The sequence below is a fragment of the Pseudomonas sp. B21-012 genome, from assembly GCF_024749305.1.
GTDB lineage: Bacteria > Pseudomonadota > Gammaproteobacteria > Pseudomonadales > Pseudomonadaceae > Aquipseudomonas.
The window spans coordinates 4,175,266-4,193,127 of sequence record NZ_CP087197.1 but is presented as its reverse complement, the minus strand read 5'-3'; the positions used below and the strand labels follow the sequence as shown (position 1 = coordinate 4,193,127).

15 protein-coding genes and 4 tRNA genes are annotated in these 17,862 nt (G+C 64.9%); 14 read left to right on the top strand and 5 right to left on the bottom strand.

All coding sequences use genetic code 11. The features are described 5' to 3' along the window. Positions 1-5 precede the first annotated feature (5 nt). The 7 genes from LOY37_RS19025 to LOY37_RS18995 all read left to right on the top strand — a co-directional run bounded on the left by LOY37_RS19025 (position 6) and on the right by LOY37_RS18995 (position 3,720). Entirely contained in the window at positions 6-1,217 is a 1,212-nt protein-coding gene (locus LOY37_RS19025; protein ID WP_093380622.1) for an O-succinylhomoserine sulfhydrylase, read from the top strand. Positions 1,218-1,228: 11 nt separating this feature from the next. Next, a complete protein-coding gene (locus tag LOY37_RS19020) occupies positions 1,229-1,987 on the top strand; it encodes an SDR family oxidoreductase (protein ID WP_177414847.1) in 759 nt (252 codons plus the stop codon). A 173-nt stretch (positions 1,988-2,160) separates the two neighbouring features. Further along, positions 2,161-2,236 (top strand) — tRNA-Val (locus LOY37_RS19015). 76 nt (positions 2,237-2,312) lie between these two features. Further along, positions 2,313-2,389, top strand: a tRNA-Asp gene (locus LOY37_RS19010). A 99-nt stretch (positions 2,390-2,488) separates the two neighbouring features. Continuing rightward, a tRNA-Asp gene (locus tag LOY37_RS19005) sits at positions 2,489-2,565 on the top strand. A 111-nt stretch (positions 2,566-2,676) separates the two neighbouring features. Continuing rightward, positions 2,677-2,753: transfer RNA gene (locus LOY37_RS19000), tRNA-Asp, on the top strand. Positions 2,754-2,970: 217 nt separating this feature from the next. Next, complete coding sequence (locus tag LOY37_RS18995; protein WP_258715516.1) at positions 2,971-3,720, top strand: SDR family oxidoreductase; 750 nt, start codon at positions 2,971-2,973, stop codon at positions 3,718-3,720. A gap of 8 nt (positions 3,721-3,728) precedes the next feature. Here LOY37_RS18995 and LOY37_RS18990 read toward each other — a convergent pair whose 3' ends face one another. Then, entirely contained in the window at positions 3,729-5,282 is a 1,554-nt protein-coding gene (locus LOY37_RS18990) for a methyl-accepting chemotaxis protein (RefSeq protein ID WP_258715515.1), read from the bottom strand. A 266-nt stretch (positions 5,283-5,548) separates the two neighbouring features. On the opposite strand from LOY37_RS18990, the gene LOY37_RS18985 reads away from it, so the two are divergent. Then, complete coding sequence (locus LOY37_RS18985; RefSeq protein WP_258715514.1) at positions 5,549-6,418, top strand: DUF2242 domain-containing protein; 870 nt, start codon at positions 5,549-5,551, stop codon at positions 6,416-6,418. 203 nt (positions 6,419-6,621) lie between these two features. Here LOY37_RS18985 and LOY37_RS18980 read toward each other — a convergent pair whose 3' ends face one another. Continuing rightward, complete coding sequence (locus tag LOY37_RS18980) at positions 6,622-7,662, bottom strand: AraC family transcriptional regulator (protein WP_045195083.1); 1,041 nt, start codon at positions 7,660-7,662, stop codon at positions 6,622-6,624. A 3-nt stretch (positions 7,663-7,665) separates the two neighbouring features. Then, entirely contained in the window at positions 7,666-8,787 is a 1,122-nt protein-coding gene (locus LOY37_RS18975) for a nitrilase-related carbon-nitrogen hydrolase (RefSeq protein ID WP_258715513.1), read from the bottom strand. Positions 8,788-8,980: 193 nt separating this feature from the next. On the opposite strand from LOY37_RS18975, the gene LOY37_RS18970 reads away from it, so the two are divergent. Both LOY37_RS18970 and LOY37_RS18965 read left to right on the top strand, forming a co-directional pair. Continuing rightward, positions 8,981-11,017, top strand: a complete 2,037-nt coding sequence (locus LOY37_RS18970; protein WP_258715512.1) for an NADPH-dependent 2,4-dienoyl-CoA reductase — start codon at positions 8,981-8,983, stop codon at positions 11,015-11,017. Positions 11,018-11,095: 78 nt separating this feature from the next. Continuing rightward, positions 11,096-11,995, top strand: a complete 900-nt coding sequence (locus LOY37_RS18965) for a 1-aminocyclopropane-1-carboxylate deaminase/D-cysteine desulfhydrase (RefSeq protein ID WP_258715511.1) — start codon at positions 11,096-11,098, stop codon at positions 11,993-11,995. Here the strand turns inward: LOY37_RS18965 and LOY37_RS18960 are convergent. Further along, a complete protein-coding gene (locus LOY37_RS18960; RefSeq protein ID WP_093380638.1) occupies positions 11,992-12,540 on the bottom strand; it encodes a cytochrome b in 549 nt (182 codons plus the stop codon). The two genes, LOY37_RS18965 and LOY37_RS18960, sit on opposite strands and share 4 nt — an antisense overlap. Positions 12,541-12,709: 169 nt before the next feature. Between LOY37_RS18960 and LOY37_RS18955 the strand changes: the two genes are divergently transcribed. After that, positions 12,710-13,996: an arsenic transporter gene (locus LOY37_RS18955; RefSeq protein ID WP_258715510.1), complete on the top strand. Its 1,287-nt coding sequence runs from the start codon at positions 12,710-12,712 to the stop codon at positions 13,994-13,996. A gap of 57 nt (positions 13,997-14,053) precedes the next feature. Here the strand turns inward: LOY37_RS18955 and LOY37_RS18950 are convergent, their stop codons facing one another. Continuing rightward, positions 14,054-14,998 carry a DUF1853 family protein gene (locus LOY37_RS18950; protein WP_258715509.1) on the bottom strand — a complete coding sequence of 315 codons (945 nt, stop codon included), beginning with the start codon at positions 14,996-14,998 and terminating at the stop codon, positions 14,054-14,056. A gap of 133 nt (positions 14,999-15,131) precedes the next feature. On the opposite strand from LOY37_RS18950, the gene LOY37_RS18945 reads away from it, so the two are divergent. Genes LOY37_RS18945 through LOY37_RS18935 form a run of 3 tightly spaced genes read left to right on the top strand, consistent with a single transcriptional unit; the run spans position 15,132 to position 17,862 of the window. After that, entirely contained in the window at positions 15,132-16,022 is an 891-nt protein-coding gene (locus LOY37_RS18945; RefSeq protein WP_045195070.1) for an NAD(+) kinase, read from the top strand. Then, complete coding sequence (locus LOY37_RS18940; RefSeq protein WP_093380644.1) at positions 16,022-16,993, top strand: metallophosphoesterase; 972 nt, start codon at positions 16,022-16,024, stop codon at positions 16,991-16,993. The genes LOY37_RS18945 and LOY37_RS18940 overlap by 1 nt, the downstream gene beginning before the upstream one ends. Then, on the top strand, positions 16,990-17,862 hold the full coding sequence (locus LOY37_RS18935; RefSeq protein WP_045195066.1) for a rhomboid family intramembrane serine protease: 873 nt from the start codon (positions 16,990-16,992) through the stop codon (positions 17,860-17,862). The genes LOY37_RS18940 and LOY37_RS18935 overlap by 4 nt, the downstream gene beginning before the upstream one ends.

Here is a 17,862-nt window from a genome sequence, read left to right as displayed (position 1 = left end):
GCGGCATGACACAGGAATGGGATGCCGGGCGCCTGGACAGCGACCTCGAAGGGGTCGCTTTCGACACGCTGGCGGTACGCGCCGGCCAGCATCGCACGCCGGAAGGTGAGCACAGCGATCCGCTGTTCTTCACCTCCAGCTACGTGTTCCGTACGGCGGCCGATGCCGCCGCGCGGTTCGCCGGCGAGGTTCCAGGCAACGTCTATTCACGCTACACCAACCCCACCGTACGCGCGTTCGAAGAGCGCATCGCCGCCCTTGAAGGCGCCGAGCAGGCGGTTGCCACCTCCACCGGCATGTCGGCGATTCTCTCGACCGTCATGGCCCTGTGCAGCGCCGGCGACCATGTGCTGGTGTCGCAGAGCGTCTTTGGTTCGACCATCAGCCTGTTCGAGAAGTACTTCAAGCGCTTCGGCGTGCAGGTCGACTACGTGCCGCTGACCGACCTGGCCGGCTGGGACCAGGCGATCAAGGCCAACACCAAGCTGCTGTTCGTCGAGTCACCGTCCAACCCGTTGGCGGAGCTTGTGGATATTGCTGCCCTGGCTGAAATCGCCCATGCCAAGGGCGCGCAGTTGGTGGTCGACAACTGCTTCAGCACCCCGGCCTTGCAGCAGCCGCTGAAGCTGGGCGCCGACATCGTCGTGCATTCGGCGACCAAGTTCATCGACGGCCAGGGCCGTTGTATGGGCGGCGTGGTTGCCGGGCGCAGCGAGCAGATGAAAGAAGTGGTGGGCTTTCTGCGCACCGCCGGGCCGTCCCTGAGCCCGTTCAACGCCTGGATCTTCCTCAAGGGCCTTGAGACCCTCAACCTGCGCATGCGCGCCCACTGCGCCAACGCCCAGGCCCTGGCCGAATGGCTGGAGCAGCAGGACGGCATCGACAAGGTCCACTACGCGGGCCTGCACAGCCATCCGCAGCACGAGCTGGCCAAGCAGCAGATGAGCGGCTTCGGTGCAGTGGTGAGCTTTGAGGTCAAGGGCGGCAAAGAGGGCGCCTGGCGCTTCATCGATGCCACCCGGCTGATTTCGATCACCGCCAACCTGGGTGACAGCAAGACCACCATCACCCACCCGGGCACCACCTCCCACGGCCGCCTGTCGCCGCAGGAGCGTGAGGCCGCCGGCATTCGCGACAGCCTGATCCGGGTTGCCGTGGGCCTGGAAGACGTCGCTGACCTCAAGGCCGACCTGGCCCGCGGGCTGGCGGCGCTGTGATCGACTGGTCGGTGGGCGATAGCAGCCATAACGGCCGCGTCGCCCTGGTCACCGGCGCGGCGCGGGGCATCGGCCTGGGCATTGCCGCCTGGCTGATCAGCGAAGGCTGGCAGGTGGTGCTCACCGACCTCGACCGGGCCCGTGGCGCGAAAGTGGCCAAGGTGCTCGGCGACAACGCCTGGTTCGTCGGCATGGATGTCGCCGACGAAGCCCAGGTGATGACCGGCGTGGCCCAAGTGCTGGGCCAGTTTGGCCGGCTCGACGCCCTGGTGTGCAACGCGGCGATTGCCGACCCGCACAACACCACCCTCGAAAGCCTGAGCCTGGCGCACTGGAACCGGGTGCTGGCGGTCAACCTCGGTGGCCCGATGCTGCTGGCCAAGCACTGTGCGCCGTACCTGCGCGCCCATTGCGGGGCGATCGTCAACCTGGCGTCGACCCGCGCCGGGCAATCGGAGCCCGACACCGAGGCCTATGCCGCGAGCAAGGGCGGGCTGCTGGCCCTGACCCATGCCCTGGCCATGAGCCTGGGCCCGGAGATTCGCGTCAACGCCGTCAGCCCCGGCTGGATCGACGCCCGTGATCCAGCCCAGCGCCGTGCCGAACCCCTGACCGAAGCCGACCATGCCCAGCATCCGGCGGGCAGAGTAGGGACGGTAGAAGACGTAGCGGCGATGGTGGCCTGGTTGCTGTCGCGCAACGCCGGCTTCGTCACCGGCCAGGAATTCGTGGTCGACGGCGGCATGACCAAGAAGATGATTTATCGGTAGCGGCAAGCGGCAAGCGGCAAGACGTCCGCGTTGTGCTTTTGATTTTGCTTTTTCTTGTAGCTTGCAGCTTGAACCTTGAAGCTGTTTTTTCCACCCCCGTGAAAAAAACTTCAATCAGGCTATTGACTTAGGTTCGATACCTGCGTAAATTTCGCCACCTCAGCGAAGCACACGGGTGATTAGCTCAGCCGGGAGAGCATCTGCCTTACAAGCAGAGGGTCGGCGGTTCGATCCCGTCATCACCCACCACTTCCTGAGATGTTCCTGACCCGACACTTTCGCAAGAAGGTGTTACCAGAGAGGAACCGGACGCAAGTCCATATGCGCAGCGGTAGTTCAGTCGGTTAGAATACCGGCCTGTCACGCCGGGGGTCGCGGGTTCGAGTCCCGTCCGCTGCGCCACTTTTCTCCAGATCGGTTTAACGACCGGTTTGAGGTTCCAGGGCCAAACAGCCTTGTAGCCAGATCCCAGTTTCAAGCGGGCGCAAGCCTGTACGATACGCAGCGGTAGTTCAGTCGGTTAGAATACCGGCCTGTCACGCCGGGGGTCGCGGGTTCGAGTCCCGTCCGCTGCGCCATCTTCGCTTCGAGGCCCTTGAACTCCTCGAAGTAACAAAGAGAGCGACCTGAGGTTGCTTTTTTTGTGCCCGGGATTTGCAGCCTTTGCGCAGCCCGGGTGAGCACGACACGCAGCGGTAGTTCAGTCGGTTAGAATACCGGCCTGTCACGCCGGGGGTCGCGGGTTCGAGTCCCGTCCGCTGCGCCATATTGCAGTACCAGAGAAAGCGACCTTCGGGTCGCTTTTTTTGTGCCGAAATTTTGGCACCGTGGTACGGCCATCACCGGCAAGGCCGGCTCCCACTCAGTGGGAGCGGCGGTACGACGCCTCGACTTGCCCCGCGATGCTTTTCAGGCCTGCTTGGTCTGCATCCAGTCCGCACAAGCGGTATGCTAGCGCCTCAAGTCTTCCACTGAGGTTCAGGATGAACAATCTTCAAGACTCGATCGCGGTCATCACCGGTGCCGGACGCGGCCTGGGTGCCGCGTTGGCCATCTCCTTGGCCGACGCTGGTTGCAAGGTCGTGCTCTGTGGCCGCAACGAAGCAGCCCTGGCCCAAGTCGCTGCCACGATCGAAACCCGCACCGCTCAACTGCCATTGACTGTCCAGGTCGATCTCGCCGACAGCGCCAGCGTTACCCAGGCAACGCAGGCCATCAGCCAGCGCTTCCCCACTATCGATCTGCTGATCAACAACGGCGCCATGTGGCTGGAGCACAACGAGCAAGGTTATTCCCCTGAAGACATCCACGGCGTGATCAACGCTGCGGTCACCGGTACCTTCCTCTTCACCCAGGGCTTGCTGGCCTCTCTGCGCCGCTCTCAGCGCCCGGACATCGTCACCATAGGCTCGATCAGCGCGCTGCCCAATGCCGCCTTGCACAGCGTCTCAGTGCCGTTCTACGCCGCCAAGCAGGCCCAGCGTGCACTGGCAGAGGGGTTGCGTCAGCAACTGGCCGGTACGCCGATCCGTTCGCTGTGCGTGCACCCGCCGTACCTGGACGACATCTGCCCGACGCAACCGGCCTGGGAGGCCGCCGCCCAACGCCAGAAAGGCGAGCGCGGCACCAACCGTGACGTGGTCGAGGCCGTGCTGTTTGCCGTGACCCGGCCGCGGCATGTGAGCCTGTCGTCGATCGTTATCGACAGCGACGACGGCGGCCTGTTCGGCTGACTTACCGGTTACACCCGAAAGCGCGCCACCAGCTGTTGCAGTTCACTGCCCAGGCGCGCCAGTTCCACTGACGAAGCCGCCGTCTGCTGAGACGCGGTGGACGACTGTTCGGCAACGTCGCGCACGCTGAGCACACTGCGGTTGATCGATTCGGCGACGCTGCTCTGCTGTTCGGCGGCGGTGGCGATCTGCAGGTTCATGGTCTGGATGCCGGTCACGGTCTGGGTGATGGCCTGCAGCTCGATACCGACCTGGTTGGCCAGCTCCACCGTACCGCCGACCTGTTGCTGGTTGGCTTGCATCATTTCGGCGGCTTTCTGCGCGCCTTGTTGCAACGACAGGATCAGCGACTCGATCTGCGCTGTTGATTGTTGTGTGCGCTGGGCCAGCCCGCGCACTTCATCGGCGACCACGGCAAAGCCGCGCCCGGCCTCCCCCGCGCGCGCCGCCTCGATGGCGGCGTTGAGGGCCAGCAGGTTGGTCTGTTCGGCAATGGCGTTGATCACCGTCATCACGGTGCCGATGCGCTCGCTTTCTTGCGACAATTGGCTGACCGCGCTGGCGCAATTGCCGATGTCGTCGGCCAGCCGGCCGATCTGGCTCAGGGCCTGCTGCACTACGCGGTTGCCCTGTTTGGCCTGGCTGTCGGCCTGGTGCGTGGCTTCGCTGGCTTCTTCTGCGTTACGCGCGACTTCCTGGACGGTGGCAACCATCTCGCTCATTGCCGTGGCCACCTGGTCGGTTTCGACCTTCTGGCTGGTGATGCCAGCGCTGGTCTGTTCAGTGATGGTCGACAGCTCTTCAGCGGCGGTCGACAGCTGGCGGGTGACATGCCCGGCCTGGCCAAGCATCTCGCGCAGGTTCTCGCCGCTTTGCGCCAGCGCCTGCAACAGCTGGCCGAACTCGTCGCGGCGTGGTTCGCTGGCAGTGTTGGTCAGGTCGCCTTGGCCAATGCGCCGGGCAATTTCCACCGCCTGGCGCAGTGGCTGGGTCACCTGGCGGATGATCAGCGCACTGATCAGCACGCCCAGCACCAGGGCTGCGAACAGCAAGCCCAGCATCAGGCTGCGGCTGTCGCTGGATTCCTCGGTGCTCTTCTGGTTCTGCAGGGTGATCAACTGGTTGATCGCCTCCAGGCCCTGATGCACGGTCTGCAGCAACTGGTCATGCAGCTTGCTCTGCAGCAGGGTGCCGCCGCTGGCCGCCTTGAGTTGCTCGAACTGTTGCAGGTACTGCTTGAGATCATCGCCAGTGGCCTTGAGCAGGCGCTGCGAGTCGGCATCGGGCAGGGCGCCGAGGTTTTCCTCGACCAGGCGGCTGGCCTCCTGGTGGGCCTGTACCAGCTGGCTGGCGAAGCTGCCTTCGCGGCGTTGCTCGAAGCTCAGCTGGGCGGCGCGCATTTCATTGAGGTTGTCGAGGATGTAGTTGACCGACACCAGGCGATCGGCGCGCTGGGTCAGGGTGTTCAAGCTGTTGATGGCGGTAATGGCGAGTAGCACCATCAGTACCAGAATGGGCGCAAAGCCAAGCAGCAACTTGATTTTCACAGATAGGTTCTTCACCGAGATAACTCCTGTCGACCGGTAGGTGGTGATGGCTAGTTGCCAGCGTAGTCGTAGAATGGGCAGGGCAAAAGTCGGATGGGTCCGATCTGTTCGTAGGGCTTGAGCGAAGGATTTGTGGGTTTATCGACCAATGGTCAAGCCCCGGCATCAGGGGCGATCACTGGCCCCTTGTATGAATTTTCTGCGGTGATTGCCCGCCTGTGGTTTCAGCATTCCGTCGATGTGTTGCACAATAGGCGCCGACCGTTTCCTCAGGATTTGCAATGTCAAAGTCAACCGTCTGCGGTGCGCTCGGGCTGGCCCTTGTGCTGGCGGGTGTTTCCGGCTGTTCTTCGAAGAAAGCTGCCATTTACGAACACGAGAATTTCGACGACTCGGGTACCTTCTCGCGCAGCTTTGCGGTGAGTGAAGCCGGTACCTGCGAAGCGGCGCGCCGTGCCTTGCTCAGCCAGGGCTATATCATCACCAGCAGCGACGCTGGCCAGGTCAATGGCAACAAGAGCTTCCAGCAGACTGGCGATTCGCACCTGCAGATCAGCTTCAACGTGGTCTGTGCCCGCGACAGCGGCGACGAGCAGCGCTCGACCATGTTCGCCAACGCCCTGCAGGACCGCTATGCGCTGAAAAAATCCAACACCTCGGCCAGCCTCGGCGTCGGCGTGCTGGGTTCGGTGTCGATGCCGATCGGCTCCAGTGACGATTCGATGGTCAAGGTTGCCAGCGAGACCGTGACCTCGGCCAAGTTCTACGAGCGTTACTTCGCCCTGGTGGAAAGTTTCCTGCCCAAGGAAACCAAGAAGAAGGCTGAGGCAAAGCCTGCAGCCAAGCCAGCGGTGGAGCTGGGTGTGCCCGAGACCGCGCCGGCAGCACCAGCGGCCGCCCTGGCTCCGGCTCCGGTTGAAGCACCAGCGGCTGCAGCGGCTGGCGTACCGGTCAGCGAACCGTCGCCGGCCCCGGCTGCCGAAGTGCCGGCCGCGCCGGTGGTGGATGACAGCAGTGGCTCGCAGCCGGTGCCGCCGCCCGCCGAAGCTGCGCCGATCAGCGTCCAGGACAGCAGCACACCGGCACCCGTAGAGCCGACCCCGACCATCGCCCCGGTAGCACCGGCCAGCAGCGAGCAGGCGCCGCTGTAAATTCGCCCGTCTCTGCTACGTTGTTTTGATAAGCGTCATTGTCATTTTTCTTTCATCGCGGCACTTTAGGCTCGTTGATGAATCAATGACATGAATGAGAAACAACGGAGCAGACGATGGACGACTATCAAGAAGAACTACTCGAATACCGCGCCATTGAGCTCGACCCGGTCGAGCCGGCCGAAGACGCTACCGAGCTGTAATCAGCCGGTACGCCGCTGGCTGCGGCGAAACTCGCCCGGGGTGATGCCGTTCCAGCGCTTGAACGCACGCTGAAACGCCTCCGCCGAGGCAAACCCGAGCAAGTAGGCAATCTCGCCAAAGGCCAGTTCCGTGTCACGGATATAGGTCATGGCCAGATCGCGCCGGGTATCGTTGAGGATGGCGCGAAACTGCGTGCCTTCCTCGGCCAGCTTGCGCCGCAGGGTCCAGGTCGGCAATTGCAGGTGCCTGGCCACTTCCTCCAGATCCGGTTCCCGTCCGCCATTCAATAGCGGCCCCAGCAGGTGGGCGATGCGCTCGCCCAGGCTGCGTATGCGCGTGCGTTGCTCAAGCTCGGCCTCACACAGCTGCAGCAGGTGCTGCCAGGTGCTCGGACAGTGCGCCGGGTTGCGCAGGGCCAGGTTGGCGCGGCTCAGGCGCAGTTGATTGGTGGCGGCGCCAAACTGCACCGGATTGCAGCTCAAGGCCTGATAGTGGGCGGCGTAGGCGGGCGCCTCGAACTCGATCTCGACCCGTTCGGCCAGCAGCATCGTACCCGCCAGGCTCGACAGCTGCGCCAGCCAGCCGGCCAGCAGCGAATCCACCACGAAGCGGTTATAGGCGTTGTACGGGCTGATCGAATAGAACCGTAGCCAGGCGCCGCTGCTGTCTTCATGAAAGCTTGAGTGCCCGCGGTAGTTGGCCGCGTACAGCGGCTCGAAGCGCAACAAGGTGCGCGCCGCTTCGCCCACGGTGGGTGCTTGTGCCGCAGTGACGCCGGCCAGGCCGGCCTGGCCCAGGCGGCTGATATGGCCCATGTGCAGGCCCAGGGCCGGGTCGCCGGTCAGTTCGATGGCAGCATGGCCCAGGTGCATATAGCGCGGGATCGACAGGCGCGCGCCGGCTTCGGCCAGGCGCGCTGGCTCCAGGCCGTAGCGGGCGAGCAGGGCCGTAGGATCGATGCCGCGTTGCTGCAGGGTTTCGCTCAGCGGCTGGATAAAACCGACCGACAGGTCGCCCAGGCGCACGCGGGGACGGTTCATGCCCTACAACCAGAGGTTCAGCAGGCGCGCACCGGGGCTGGACGTGCCGCCCAGGTTCACCCCGTTGAGCTGGGCAAAGCCCTGGCCATCGGCGGCCAGGTCCCAGAAGCGCCCGCGCAGGAACACACTCATGCTGCTGACCCTGGCGGCGTTGGCGTTCAGGGTCAGGCGTTGCCAGGCTTCGTGTTCACTCACCTCACCGGGCTTTAGCGCCAGCGACGAGGCCAGGGGTTGATGCCGGTTGCCGCGCCACGGCGCGTTCCAGCTGTCATGGCCGCTGAGAAACACCGGGTTGGCGACGATCTGGGCAAACTGGTTGGCCAGTTGCTGCTGGTTGCTCGGGTACCAGCTGTCGCTGCCGATCAGCACGCCCAGGCGCCCGGCCGGAGTTTGCAGCACCTGTGGCGGTTGATCGATGCCGCTGCTGATAAAGCGCCGCACTTCACTGTCCGGGTGCTGCTGGCGTTGCGGCTGGCCGAGCACCGAGCCGTCGCTGGCGAACACCAGGCTTGCGTTGTACAGGGCGCCGGAGCCGATGCGCAGGGTGCCGCGCTCGACGTAAGGTTCAGGCAGGACGATGGAGCCGGCCACCAGGGTTACGCCAAATTCCTTGGCCAGGCCGCCGAACAACTGCTGGTAATCCTCGGCCATCTGCCCGGCTTTCATCCGCAGGTGGGCGTCGGCACGGCGGTCGTCACCCTCGGCGCCGAGCAGGGCCAGGCCGTAGCGCAGCGGGTTGCTCAGCTCCAGCCATTGCAGGGCTTCGCGGCGTTGGGTGACCTGGTACAGCTCGCTCTTCTCGCCTCGGGCCCACAGCCAGGTGCCGATGTGTTCGGGCAGGATGACGATGGTTTTGGCGTTGACCAGGCCCTGGGCGCGGGCGTGTTCAAGGTAGGCGGCCAGCTTGCGGTGCAGGCGCTGTAGGCTCTGGTAGTCACCGGGGAACAGTTGCGGCTCGACGCCCAGCAGGTTGCCGTGATCGGCCGGCACGCCTTCGCTCAGGGCCAGCTCGATGCGCAGGTCCGACAGGTAGTGCCCGGCCGGGCGCTGCTCGGTCCAGAAGCCGTAGCCACTGAGGACGGCAATGACAACCAGCGCCAGGGCGCTCAACAGAAGTTTTCGCATGAAACGGGACAGCGCCGAAAAGGGATTCGGCCCCTAGGGTAGACCCCGAGTGCAGCAGGATCAATAACTTGTCACTTTCGGTCATTGAGCCGCGCCCGCTGGCTCTTTAATGTCGGCCTCAGATAACTGACGGGCCCCGCCAACCTTGGCGAGGCGCCCGCATTCCGTGATTACGCCTGTTGTGGAGTTGACTATGGCCGCCGCTCAATACCCGCATTTGCTCGCCCCGCTGGACCTGGGTTTCACCACCTTGCGCAACCGCACCCTGATGGGCTCGATGCACACCGGCCTTGAAGAAAAGCCCGGCGGTTTCGAGCGCATGGCGGCCTATTTTGCCGAGCGTGCCCGTGGCGGCGTCGGCCTGATGGTGACCGGCGGCATCGGCCCGAACGTGGAGGGCGGGGTGTATTCCGGCGCGGCCAAGCTGAGCACGCCGGAAGAAGCCGATAAACACCGCATCGTCACCCAAGCGGTGCATGAAGCCGGTGGCAAGATCTGCATGCAGATCCTTCACGCCGGGCGCTATGCCTACAGCCCAAAATCGGTAGCGCCGAGCGCGATCCAGGCGCCGATCAACCCGTTCAAGCCGCGTGAGCTGGACGAAGAGGGCATCGAGAAGCAGATCCAGGACTTCGTCACCTGCTCGCTGCTGGCGCAAAGCGCCGAGTACGACGGCGTCGAGATCATGGGGTCGGAAGGCTACTTCATCAACCAGTTCCTCGCCGCCCACACCAACCAGCGTACCGATCGCTGGGGTGGCAGCTACGAGAACCGCATGCGCCTGGCGGTGGAGATCGTGCGCCGGGTGCGCGAAGCGGTAGGGCCGAACTTCATCATCATCTTCCGCCTGTCGATGCTCGACCTGGTCGAGGGCGGCAGCAGCTGGGAAGAGATCGTGCAACTGGCCAAGGCCGTGGAGCAGGCCGGCGCGACCCTCATCAACACCGGTATCGGCTGGCACGAAGCGCGGATCCCGACCATCGCCACCAAGGTGCCGCGTGCGGCATTCACCAAGGTCACCGCCAAGCTGCGCGGCGCGGTGCAGATCCCGCTGATCACTACCAACCGCATCAACACCCCGGAAGTCGCCGAGCAGATCCTGGCCGAGGGCGATGCCGACATGGTCTCGATGGCGCGGCCGTTCCTGGCTGACCCGGAGTTCGTCAACAAGGCCGCCGCCGGGCGTGGCGACGAGATCAACACCTGCATCGGCTGCAACCAGGCCTGCCTGGACCACACCTTTGGCGGCAAGCTGACCAGCTGCCTGGTCAACCCGCGCGCCTGCCACGAAACCGAGCTCAATTACCTGCCGGTAACCCAGGTCAAGCGTATCGCCGTGGTCGGCGCCGGCCCCGCCGGCCTGGCGGCTGCCACCGTGGCGGCCGAGCGCGGCCATGAAGTGACCCTGTTCGATTCGGCCAGCGAAATCGGCGGCCAGTTCAACGTGGCCAAGCGCGTGCCGGGCAAAGAGGAGTTCTATGAAACCCTGCGCTACTTCAAGCGCAAGCTGCAGACCACCGGTGTCGAGCTGTGCCTGAACACCCGCGTCGATGCCGAGCAACTGGCGGCGGGCGGTTTTGACGAGATCATCCTCGCCACCGGTATCGCCCCGCGCCTGCCGGCCATCCCTGGCATCGAGCACGCCAAGGTGTTGAGCTACCTGGACGTGCTGCTGCAGCGCAAGCCGGTAGGGCAGAAGGTCGCGGTGATCGGCGCCGGCGGTATCGGCTTTGACGTCTCCGAGTACCTGGTGCACCAGGGCGTGGCCACCAGCCAGGATCGTGAAGCGTTCTGGAAGGAGTGGGGCATCGATACCCACCTCGAGGCCCGCGGCGGCGTGGCCGGGATCAAGGCCGAGCCGCACGCGCCGGCGCGCCAGGTGTTCCTCCTGCAACGCAAAAAAACCAAGGTAGGCGACGGCCTGGGCAAGACCACCGGCTGGATTCACCGCACGGGCTTGAAGAACAAACAGGTGCAGATGCTCAACAGCGTCGAATACCTGAATATCGACGATGCCGGCCTGCACATCCGTATCGCCGAGGGCGAGCCGCAGGTGCTGCCTGTGGATAACATCGTCATCTGCGCCGGCCAGGATCCACTGCGCGAACTGCAGGACGGCTTGCTCGCCGCCGGGCAGTCGGTGCACCTGATCGGTGGCGCCGATGTCGCTGCCGAACTGGACGCCAAGCGCGCCATCAACCAGGGCTCGCGTCTGGCCGCCGAGCTCTGACCGGCGCAGCGCGGCGGGCCGCCCGGCCCGTCGCGCTGTTACACTGCGCTGCCCTGGCAGCCCTGTTGTGCCCCGCCCATGATTGGCAATTTCGACGACCTTCCGCTCGCGCCCCTGCAACCCTTGCCGCTGAACTGGCTACGCCCTCATGGCGTGAAGCTCGCGGTGTTGCGCCTGGACCTGATCGACCCGCTGATCAGTGGCAACAAGTGGTTCAAGCTGCTCGAACACCTGCGAAACGCCCAGGCCCAAGGGGCGCCCGGGGTGATCAGCCTTGGCGGCGCCCATTCCAATCACCTGCATGCCCTGGCGGCGGCGGGCAAGCGCTTCGGCTTTGCTACCGCCGGGCTGTTGCGTGGCCATGCCCAGGACACCCCGACCGTGCGCGACCTGCAAGCCTTTGGCATGCAACTGCACTGGTTGGGATATGGCGGTTATCGCGAGCGTCATCAACCGGGGTTCTGGCAGCCGTGGCAGGCGCTTTATCCGGGGTGGCAATGTGTCGCCGAAGGCGGTGGCGGGGCGTTGGGTGCCAAGGGCTGTGCGTTGATCGTCGAGCAGGCGCAAGCGCAGTTGGCGGCGCTGGGCTGGGCGGATTACCACGGCTGGTGGCTGGCGGCCGGCACCGGCACCACCCTGGCCGGGTTGGTGTTGGCCGAGGCGGGCCGGCGTGAGGTGCATGGCGCCTTGGCCGTACCGCTGGACCACGGCGTGCCCGAGTCTGTCGAAACACTGGTTGGCAAGGCAGGTTACAGGCTGCATGAGGCCTGCCGTGGCGGCTTTGCCAAGGTCGATGACGAGCTGGTGGCGTTTATGGCCGACTGCGAATCTGAAACGGGCATGCCGCTGGAGCCGCTGTACACCGCCAAGGCCTTGCTGGCGCTGCGCCGGGAAGTCGAAGCGGGGGCTTTTGCCGCCGGCACCCGGCTGATCTTTTTGCACAGCGGCGGCCTGCAGGGCCGCCGCGGGTTCGCCTAGTTATTGCGTGGCAACATGCGCAGCAAGGTGTTGTCGCGCTGCACATAGTGATGGAACAGGCCGGCAACAGCATGCAGGCCGATCAACCAGTAGCCCCAGGTGCCGATGCGCTCGTGCCAGCCTTTGATGAACTTGGCCAGGTCCGGGTCCGGGGCTATAAGCGCCGGCAGCTCGAAGCCATAGAACGGGATCGGCTTGTTGGCAGCGCTGAGCAGCAGCCAGCCGGCCAGCGGCAGGCCGATCATCAGCAGGTACAGGGCCAGGTGCATCAGGTGCGCCAGGCCGGTCTGCCAGGCCGGCGGCGCCGGAATGATCGGCGGGGTCGGGCGGCCCAGGCGCAGGGCCAGGCGCAGCCAGACCAGCACGAATACCGTCAGGCCGAGCATGAAGTGCAGGTCTTTCATCAGCGCGCGCTCGGCGCTGTCCTTGGGGAACATGCCGCGCAGTTCGATAAAGGCGTAGACCGCCGCCAGCAGCACCAGCATCAGCCAGTGCAGGGCAATCGACAGACCGCCATAGCGGGCCTGGTTTTGGCTCAACGTCATGGGTATTCCTCATCATCAGGTCGAAGTCCGCGCTCTTGTGGCGCAGTCAGCTAACTGTAACCGCTTGCCAGCCGATTACCCGGCCATTGCAGCAGAAATTGGTCACGCAGGCCTTGATCTGTCGCTAGAATCCGGCGCTTGAGTCCGATTTCTACAAGGCTTGTACTTCATGCTGATGGCATCGCTGATATTCCTCCTGACCATTACCCTGGTGATCTGGCAGCCCCGCGGCCTGGGCGTTGGCTGGAGTGCCACGGGCGGGGCGCTGCTGGCGTTGCTCTGTGGGGTGGTGCAGTGGAGCGATATTCCGGTGGTCTGGCAGATCATCTGGAACGCCACCGGCACCTTCATTGCCCTGATTATCATCAGCCTGTTGCTCGATGCTGCTGGCTTTTTTGCCTGGGCGGCGCTGCACGTGGCGCGTTGGGGGCGCGGCAGTGGCCAGCGGCTGTTCTGCTTCATCGTACTGCTGGGGGCACTGGTGTCGGCGTTGTTTGCCAACGACGGCGCGGCGCTGATCCTCACCCCGATCGTGGTGGCCATGCTCCTGGCCCTGCGCTTCAGCCCGGCGGCGACCCTGGCTTTTGTCATGGCCGCAGGTTTTATTGCCGATACCGCGAGCTTGCCGCTGGTGGTGTCGAACCTGGTCAACATCGTCTCTGCGGACTTCTTCGGTATTGGTTTCAACCGTTATGCGGCGGTGATGGTGCCGGTCAACCTGGTTGCCGTGGCGGCAACCCTGGCGGTGCTGTTGTGGTACTTCCGCGGTGATATCCCGGCAGACTACGACCCGCTGCAGCTGGATGCGCCGCGCAGCGTGGTGCAAGACCCGGCGACGTTTGTTGCCGGCTGGCTGGTGCTGGCGATCCTGCTGCTCGGCTGTTTTGCCCTTGAGCCGCTGGGCATCCCCATCAGCGCGATTTCGGCGGTGTGTGCCCTGGTGTTGCTGCTGGTGGCGGCACGCGGGCACAGGATTTCCACGCGCAAGGTGCTCAAAGAAGCGCCCTGGCACATCGTGGTGTTCTCCCTGGGGATGTACCTGGTGGTCTACGGCCTGCGCAACGCCGGGCTGACCGATTACCTGGCCGGCTGGCTCGATGCCTTCGCCACCGGCGGGGTATGGGGCGCAGCGCTGGGCACCGGGCTGCTGACCGCGGTGCTGTCGTCGATCATGAACAACCTGCCGACGGTGCTGATCGGCGCCTTGTCGATCGACGCCAGTGCCGCCACCGGGGTGGTCAAGGAAGCGATGATCTACGCCAACGTGATCGGCAGTGACCTGGGGCCGAAAATTACCCCGATCGGCAGCCTGGCGACGCTGTTGTGGTTGCATGTGCTGGAGCGCAAGGGGGTGAAGATTGGCTGGGGGTATTACTTCAAGGTCGGGATTGTGCTGACGCTGCCGGTGTTGCTGCTGACGCTGGTGGCGCTGGCGTTGCGCTTGACGTTGGTTTAGGGCTGGCCTGATCGCGGGGCAAGTCGAGGCGTCGCACCGCCGCTCCGACAAAACCATTTACCCGGGAAGATTGGGCCAAAGGTCAGAGACCAGGAACAAGCGCTCGGCTTCCTCCCACTCGCCACGCTCGCCCTCGACCAGCCTTACCAGCAATTGCGCCGGAGCCAGCGGGTCCAGGGCCTGCAGCCAGGTTTCGAAGCGCTGCACCGACCAGCAGTCCTGCGCCGGATAACAGGCCGGCGCCAGCCAGGCATGGCGCGGTAGCGGCTGCCAGCGACCAGCCGCGCTTTGCCCCCGCAATGACGCCCAGTCCCGCTGATGCAACCAGAGCCCGCGTAAATGCTGCGGGTTGGCCCCACGCGGCGCTTGCGCCTGCCCCGGCCAGGGGTAGAGCAGGTAACCGCCCAGCCACAATTGCGCACTGAACTGCTCGATCTCCAGCGCCGCCAGCGCTTCGCGGCTTTCCGCGCGCGCCGAAATCGGCAACTGGTGTTCGGCCAGGTGGGCAAGCTTGCGGTCCAGGCGGTCATGGCAACCCGGCCCCAGCCACTGCGCCGGGTTCTCTCCCGTGCCGTTCTGCGGCCCCAGGTACAGCTTGATCGCCAGCTCCAGGTGGTGCACACCGTCGCTGTCGCGCAGCAACAGGTCCAGCTCGCCGAGGGTGTGCCCGCCATTGCGGATCGGCAGGTTGGCGGCCAATAAAGTCACCCCGGGGGCATGCTGGAGGACGAACTGCCATAGACGTTCGTAGTACAAACCCAGGCGCCGGGTGCTGGCCTGGGCCAGCCAGTGCAGCAGGGGCTGGCTGTCGCGGTCTTGTGCCAGCAGCCACTGGCGCAGTTGTTCAGGCTCGGCTACCCAGCGGCTGGCCGCCAGCGGGTGGCGCTGCGGCCACGGCGTGTCGCGCAGCATCGGCGGCGCCAGGATCACCCAGGCCAGGTCGCGCACCTGGGGCTGGCGCAACTGGCGGGGCAGGTCGGTCAGGCTGGGAAACGGGTTCATTCTGCGAGCATAGCCGCTCAGCCTGCGCGCTTGCTGAATTTCTCCGGCGTTTGCCGCTGCCCGGCGCTTTCGCCCATAATCGAACTCTTTGGCGAGCATCGCCTCTTTACCCGCCGCAGAGCCCTGGAGCCCCATGGAGCAATTTCGCAATATCGGTATCATCGGACGTCTGGGCAGCTCCCAGGTGCTCGATACCATTCGCCGACTGAAAAAATTCCTGCTGGCGCGGCATCTGCACGTGATCCTCGAGGACACCATCGCCGAAGTCCTGCCCGGCCACGGCCTGCAAACCTCGACCCGCAAGCTGCTGGGCGAGGTCTGCGACCTGGTGATCGTCGTCGGTGGCGACGGCAGCCTGCTCGGCGCCGCCCGCGCCCTGGCCCGGCACAACATTCCGGTACTGGGCATCAACCGTGGCAGCCTGGGCTTTCTCACCGACATCCGCCCCGATGAGCTGGAGGTCAAGGTCGCCGAGGTGCTCGACGGCCACTACCTGGTGGAAAACCGCTTCCTGCTGCAGGCCGAAGTGCGCCGGCACGCCGAAGCCATCGGCCAGGGCGACGCCCTCAACGATGTGGTGCTGCACCCGGGCAAGTCGACGCGAATGATCGAGTTCGAGATCTACATCGATGGCCAGTTCGTCTGCAGCCAGAAGGCCGACGGCCTGATCGTCGCCACGCCGACCGGCTCGACCGCCTACGCGCTGTCGGCGGGCGGGCCGATCATGCACCCCAAGCTCGACGCCATCGTCATCGTGCCGATGTACCCGCACACGCTGTCGGGGCGGCCGATCGTGGTTGACGGCAACAGTGAGCTGAAGATCGTCGTGTCCAAGGACCTGCAGATCTACCCGCAGATTTCCTGCGACGGCCAGAACCATTTCACCTGCGCGCCCGGCGATACCATCACGGTCAACAAGAAGCCGCAGAAGCTGCGCCTGATCCATCCGCTGGATCACAATTACTACGAGGTATGCCGGACCAAGCTCGGCTGGGGCAGCCGCCTGGGTGGTGGAGGCGAGTGATGCTCGATCCCGCTCGCAGTTTCGATCTGATCGGTGACGTGCACGGCTGTGCACATACCCTCGAACGCCTGCTCGACGCCCTCGGCTACAAGCGCCAGGGTGGCGTCTGGCGGCATCCGTCGCGCCAGGCCGTGTTCCTTGGCGACATCATCGACCGTGGCCCGCGGATTCGCGAAGCGCTGCACATCGTCCATGACATGGTCGAGGCCGGCCAGGCCCACTGCATCATGGGCAACCACGAGTACAACGCCCTGGGCTGGAACACCCCGGCGTTGCCCGAGAGCGGCAAGCACTACGTGCGCGAGCACACCCCGCGCCACGGCCGGCTGATCTACGAAACCTTGACCCAGTTCGAACAGCATCCAGGCGACTGGCATGACTTTCTCGAGTGGTTCTACGAACTGCCGTTGTTCATCGACGCCGGGCGTTTTCGCGTTGTCCACGCCTGCTGGGATGCGCGGCTGATCGACCCGTTGCGCCAGCAGTACCCGGACGGGCGCATCGACGAGCATTTCATCCAGGCTTCGGCAGTGCCTGAGAGCTTTGCCGCCACAGTCTGCAACCGCCTGTTGCGCGGCACCGACATGCGCCTGCCGGACGGTTTGACCCTGACTGGCGGCGACGGCCTGACCCGGGCGTTTTTCCGCACCAAGTTCTGGGAAGAAGACCCGCAGACCTACGGCGATATCGTCTTCCAGCCCGATGCGTTGCCCGAGCAGGTGGCCAGTGCGCCGCTCAGCCACAGCCAGAAGAACGCCTTGCTGCGCTACAGCGAGGACGAGCCGATGCTGTTCGTCGGCCATTACTGGCGCAGCGGCAAGCCGGCGCCGATCCGCGCCAACCTGGCCTGCCTGGACTACAGTGCGGTGCTGTACGGCAAACTGGTCGCTTACCGCCTGGATGCTGAAACCCGCATCGACCCGCGCAAGTTCGTCTGGGTTGATGTCGACCGGCCGGAGGCCAGCCAATGACTGCAGTGGTGGTATTACGCATGCCGTTGAGTACCGATCTCAGCGGCTTTGTCGGCCTGTTGCGGCGCCTGCAGGTGCCTCACCGGGTCAGCGAGGAGGGCGGTGACCAGGTGTTGTGGGTGGCCGAGAACCTCGCCGAAGACGTACGCCAGCTTTACCAGCGTTTCCCCGAGGGCAATGCCGAGTTCGAACTGCCGGCCGATGCCGCCCTGGCGCCGCCGGCGCGTCCGAGCATCGGCGAGCAGTTGCGCGCCAGCAAGGCCACGGCGGCGATTCTCTTGCTGTGCCTGATCGTCGCCGGCCTCACCGGCCTTGGCGACAACTTCGCGACCTTGAGCTGGCTGACCTTCCTCGATTTTCGCGTGCAGGGTGACTACCTGTACTTCACCCCCTTGGCCGCCAGCCTTGCCGATGGCCAGTGGTGGCGCCTGTTCACGCCGATGCTGGTGCATTTCGGCATCCTCCACCTGGCCATGAACGGCCTCTGGTACTGGGAACTGGGCCGGCGCATCGAACTGCGCCAGGGGCCATGGAACCTGCTCGGCCTGACCTTGCTGTTCAGCCTGGTGTCCAACGCCGCGCAGTACCTGTTTGGCGGCCCGAGCCTGTTCGGCGGCTTGTCGGGGGTGCTCTACGGTTTGCTCGGGCACATCTGGCTGTACCAGTGGCTGGCGCCCAACCCGGTGTATCGCATGCCGCGCGGCGTGCTGGTGATGATGCTGGTGTGGCTGCTGCTGTGCCTGTCCGGTTTGATCAGCCTGCTCGGCTTCGGCCAGATCGCCAACGCCGCCCATGTCGGCGGGCTGTTGGTCGGTTGCCTCAGCGGGCTCTTGGGCGGGGCGCTGGCCCGGCGTAAACTGACCGCTTGA

Bases quoted from the DNA above. Each gene is read 5' to 3' on its own strand.
- LOY37_RS19025 (WP_093380622.1), top strand. From the start codon at position 6: ATGACACAGGAATGGGATGCCGGGCGCCTGGACAGCGACCTCGAAGGG.
- LOY37_RS18995 (WP_258715516.1), top strand. From the start codon at position 2,971: ATGAACAATCTTCAAGACTCGATCGCGGTCATCACCGGTGCCGGACGC.
- LOY37_RS18985 (WP_258715514.1), top strand. From the start codon at position 5,549: ATGTCAAAGTCAACCGTCTGCGGTGCGCTCGGGCTGGCCCTTGTGCTG.
- LOY37_RS18980 (WP_045195083.1), bottom strand. From the start codon at position 7,662: ATGAACCGTCCCCGCGTGCGCCTGGGCGACCTGTCGGTCGGTTTTATC.
- LOY37_RS18975 (WP_258715513.1), bottom strand. From the start codon at position 8,787: ATGCGAAAACTTCTGTTGAGCGCCCTGGCGCTGGTTGTCATTGCCGTC.
- LOY37_RS18970 (WP_258715512.1), top strand. From the start codon at position 8,981: ATGGCCGCCGCTCAATACCCGCATTTGCTCGCCCCGCTGGACCTGGGT.
- LOY37_RS18965 (WP_258715511.1), top strand. From the start codon at position 11,096: ATGATTGGCAATTTCGACGACCTTCCGCTCGCGCCCCTGCAACCCTTG.
- LOY37_RS18960 (WP_093380638.1), bottom strand. From the start codon at position 12,540: ATGACGTTGAGCCAAAACCAGGCCCGCTATGGCGGTCTGTCGATTGCC.
- LOY37_RS18955 (WP_258715510.1), top strand. From the start codon at position 12,710: ATGCTGATGGCATCGCTGATATTCCTCCTGACCATTACCCTGGTGATC.
- LOY37_RS18950 (WP_258715509.1), bottom strand. From the start codon at position 14,998: ATGAACCCGTTTCCCAGCCTGACCGACCTGCCCCGCCAGTTGCGCCAG.
- LOY37_RS18945 (WP_045195070.1), top strand. From the start codon at position 15,132: ATGGAGCAATTTCGCAATATCGGTATCATCGGACGTCTGGGCAGCTCC.
- LOY37_RS18940 (WP_093380644.1), top strand. From the start codon at position 16,022: ATGCTCGATCCCGCTCGCAGTTTCGATCTGATCGGTGACGTGCACGGC.
- LOY37_RS18935 (WP_045195066.1), top strand. From the start codon at position 16,990: ATGACTGCAGTGGTGGTATTACGCATGCCGTTGAGTACCGATCTCAGC.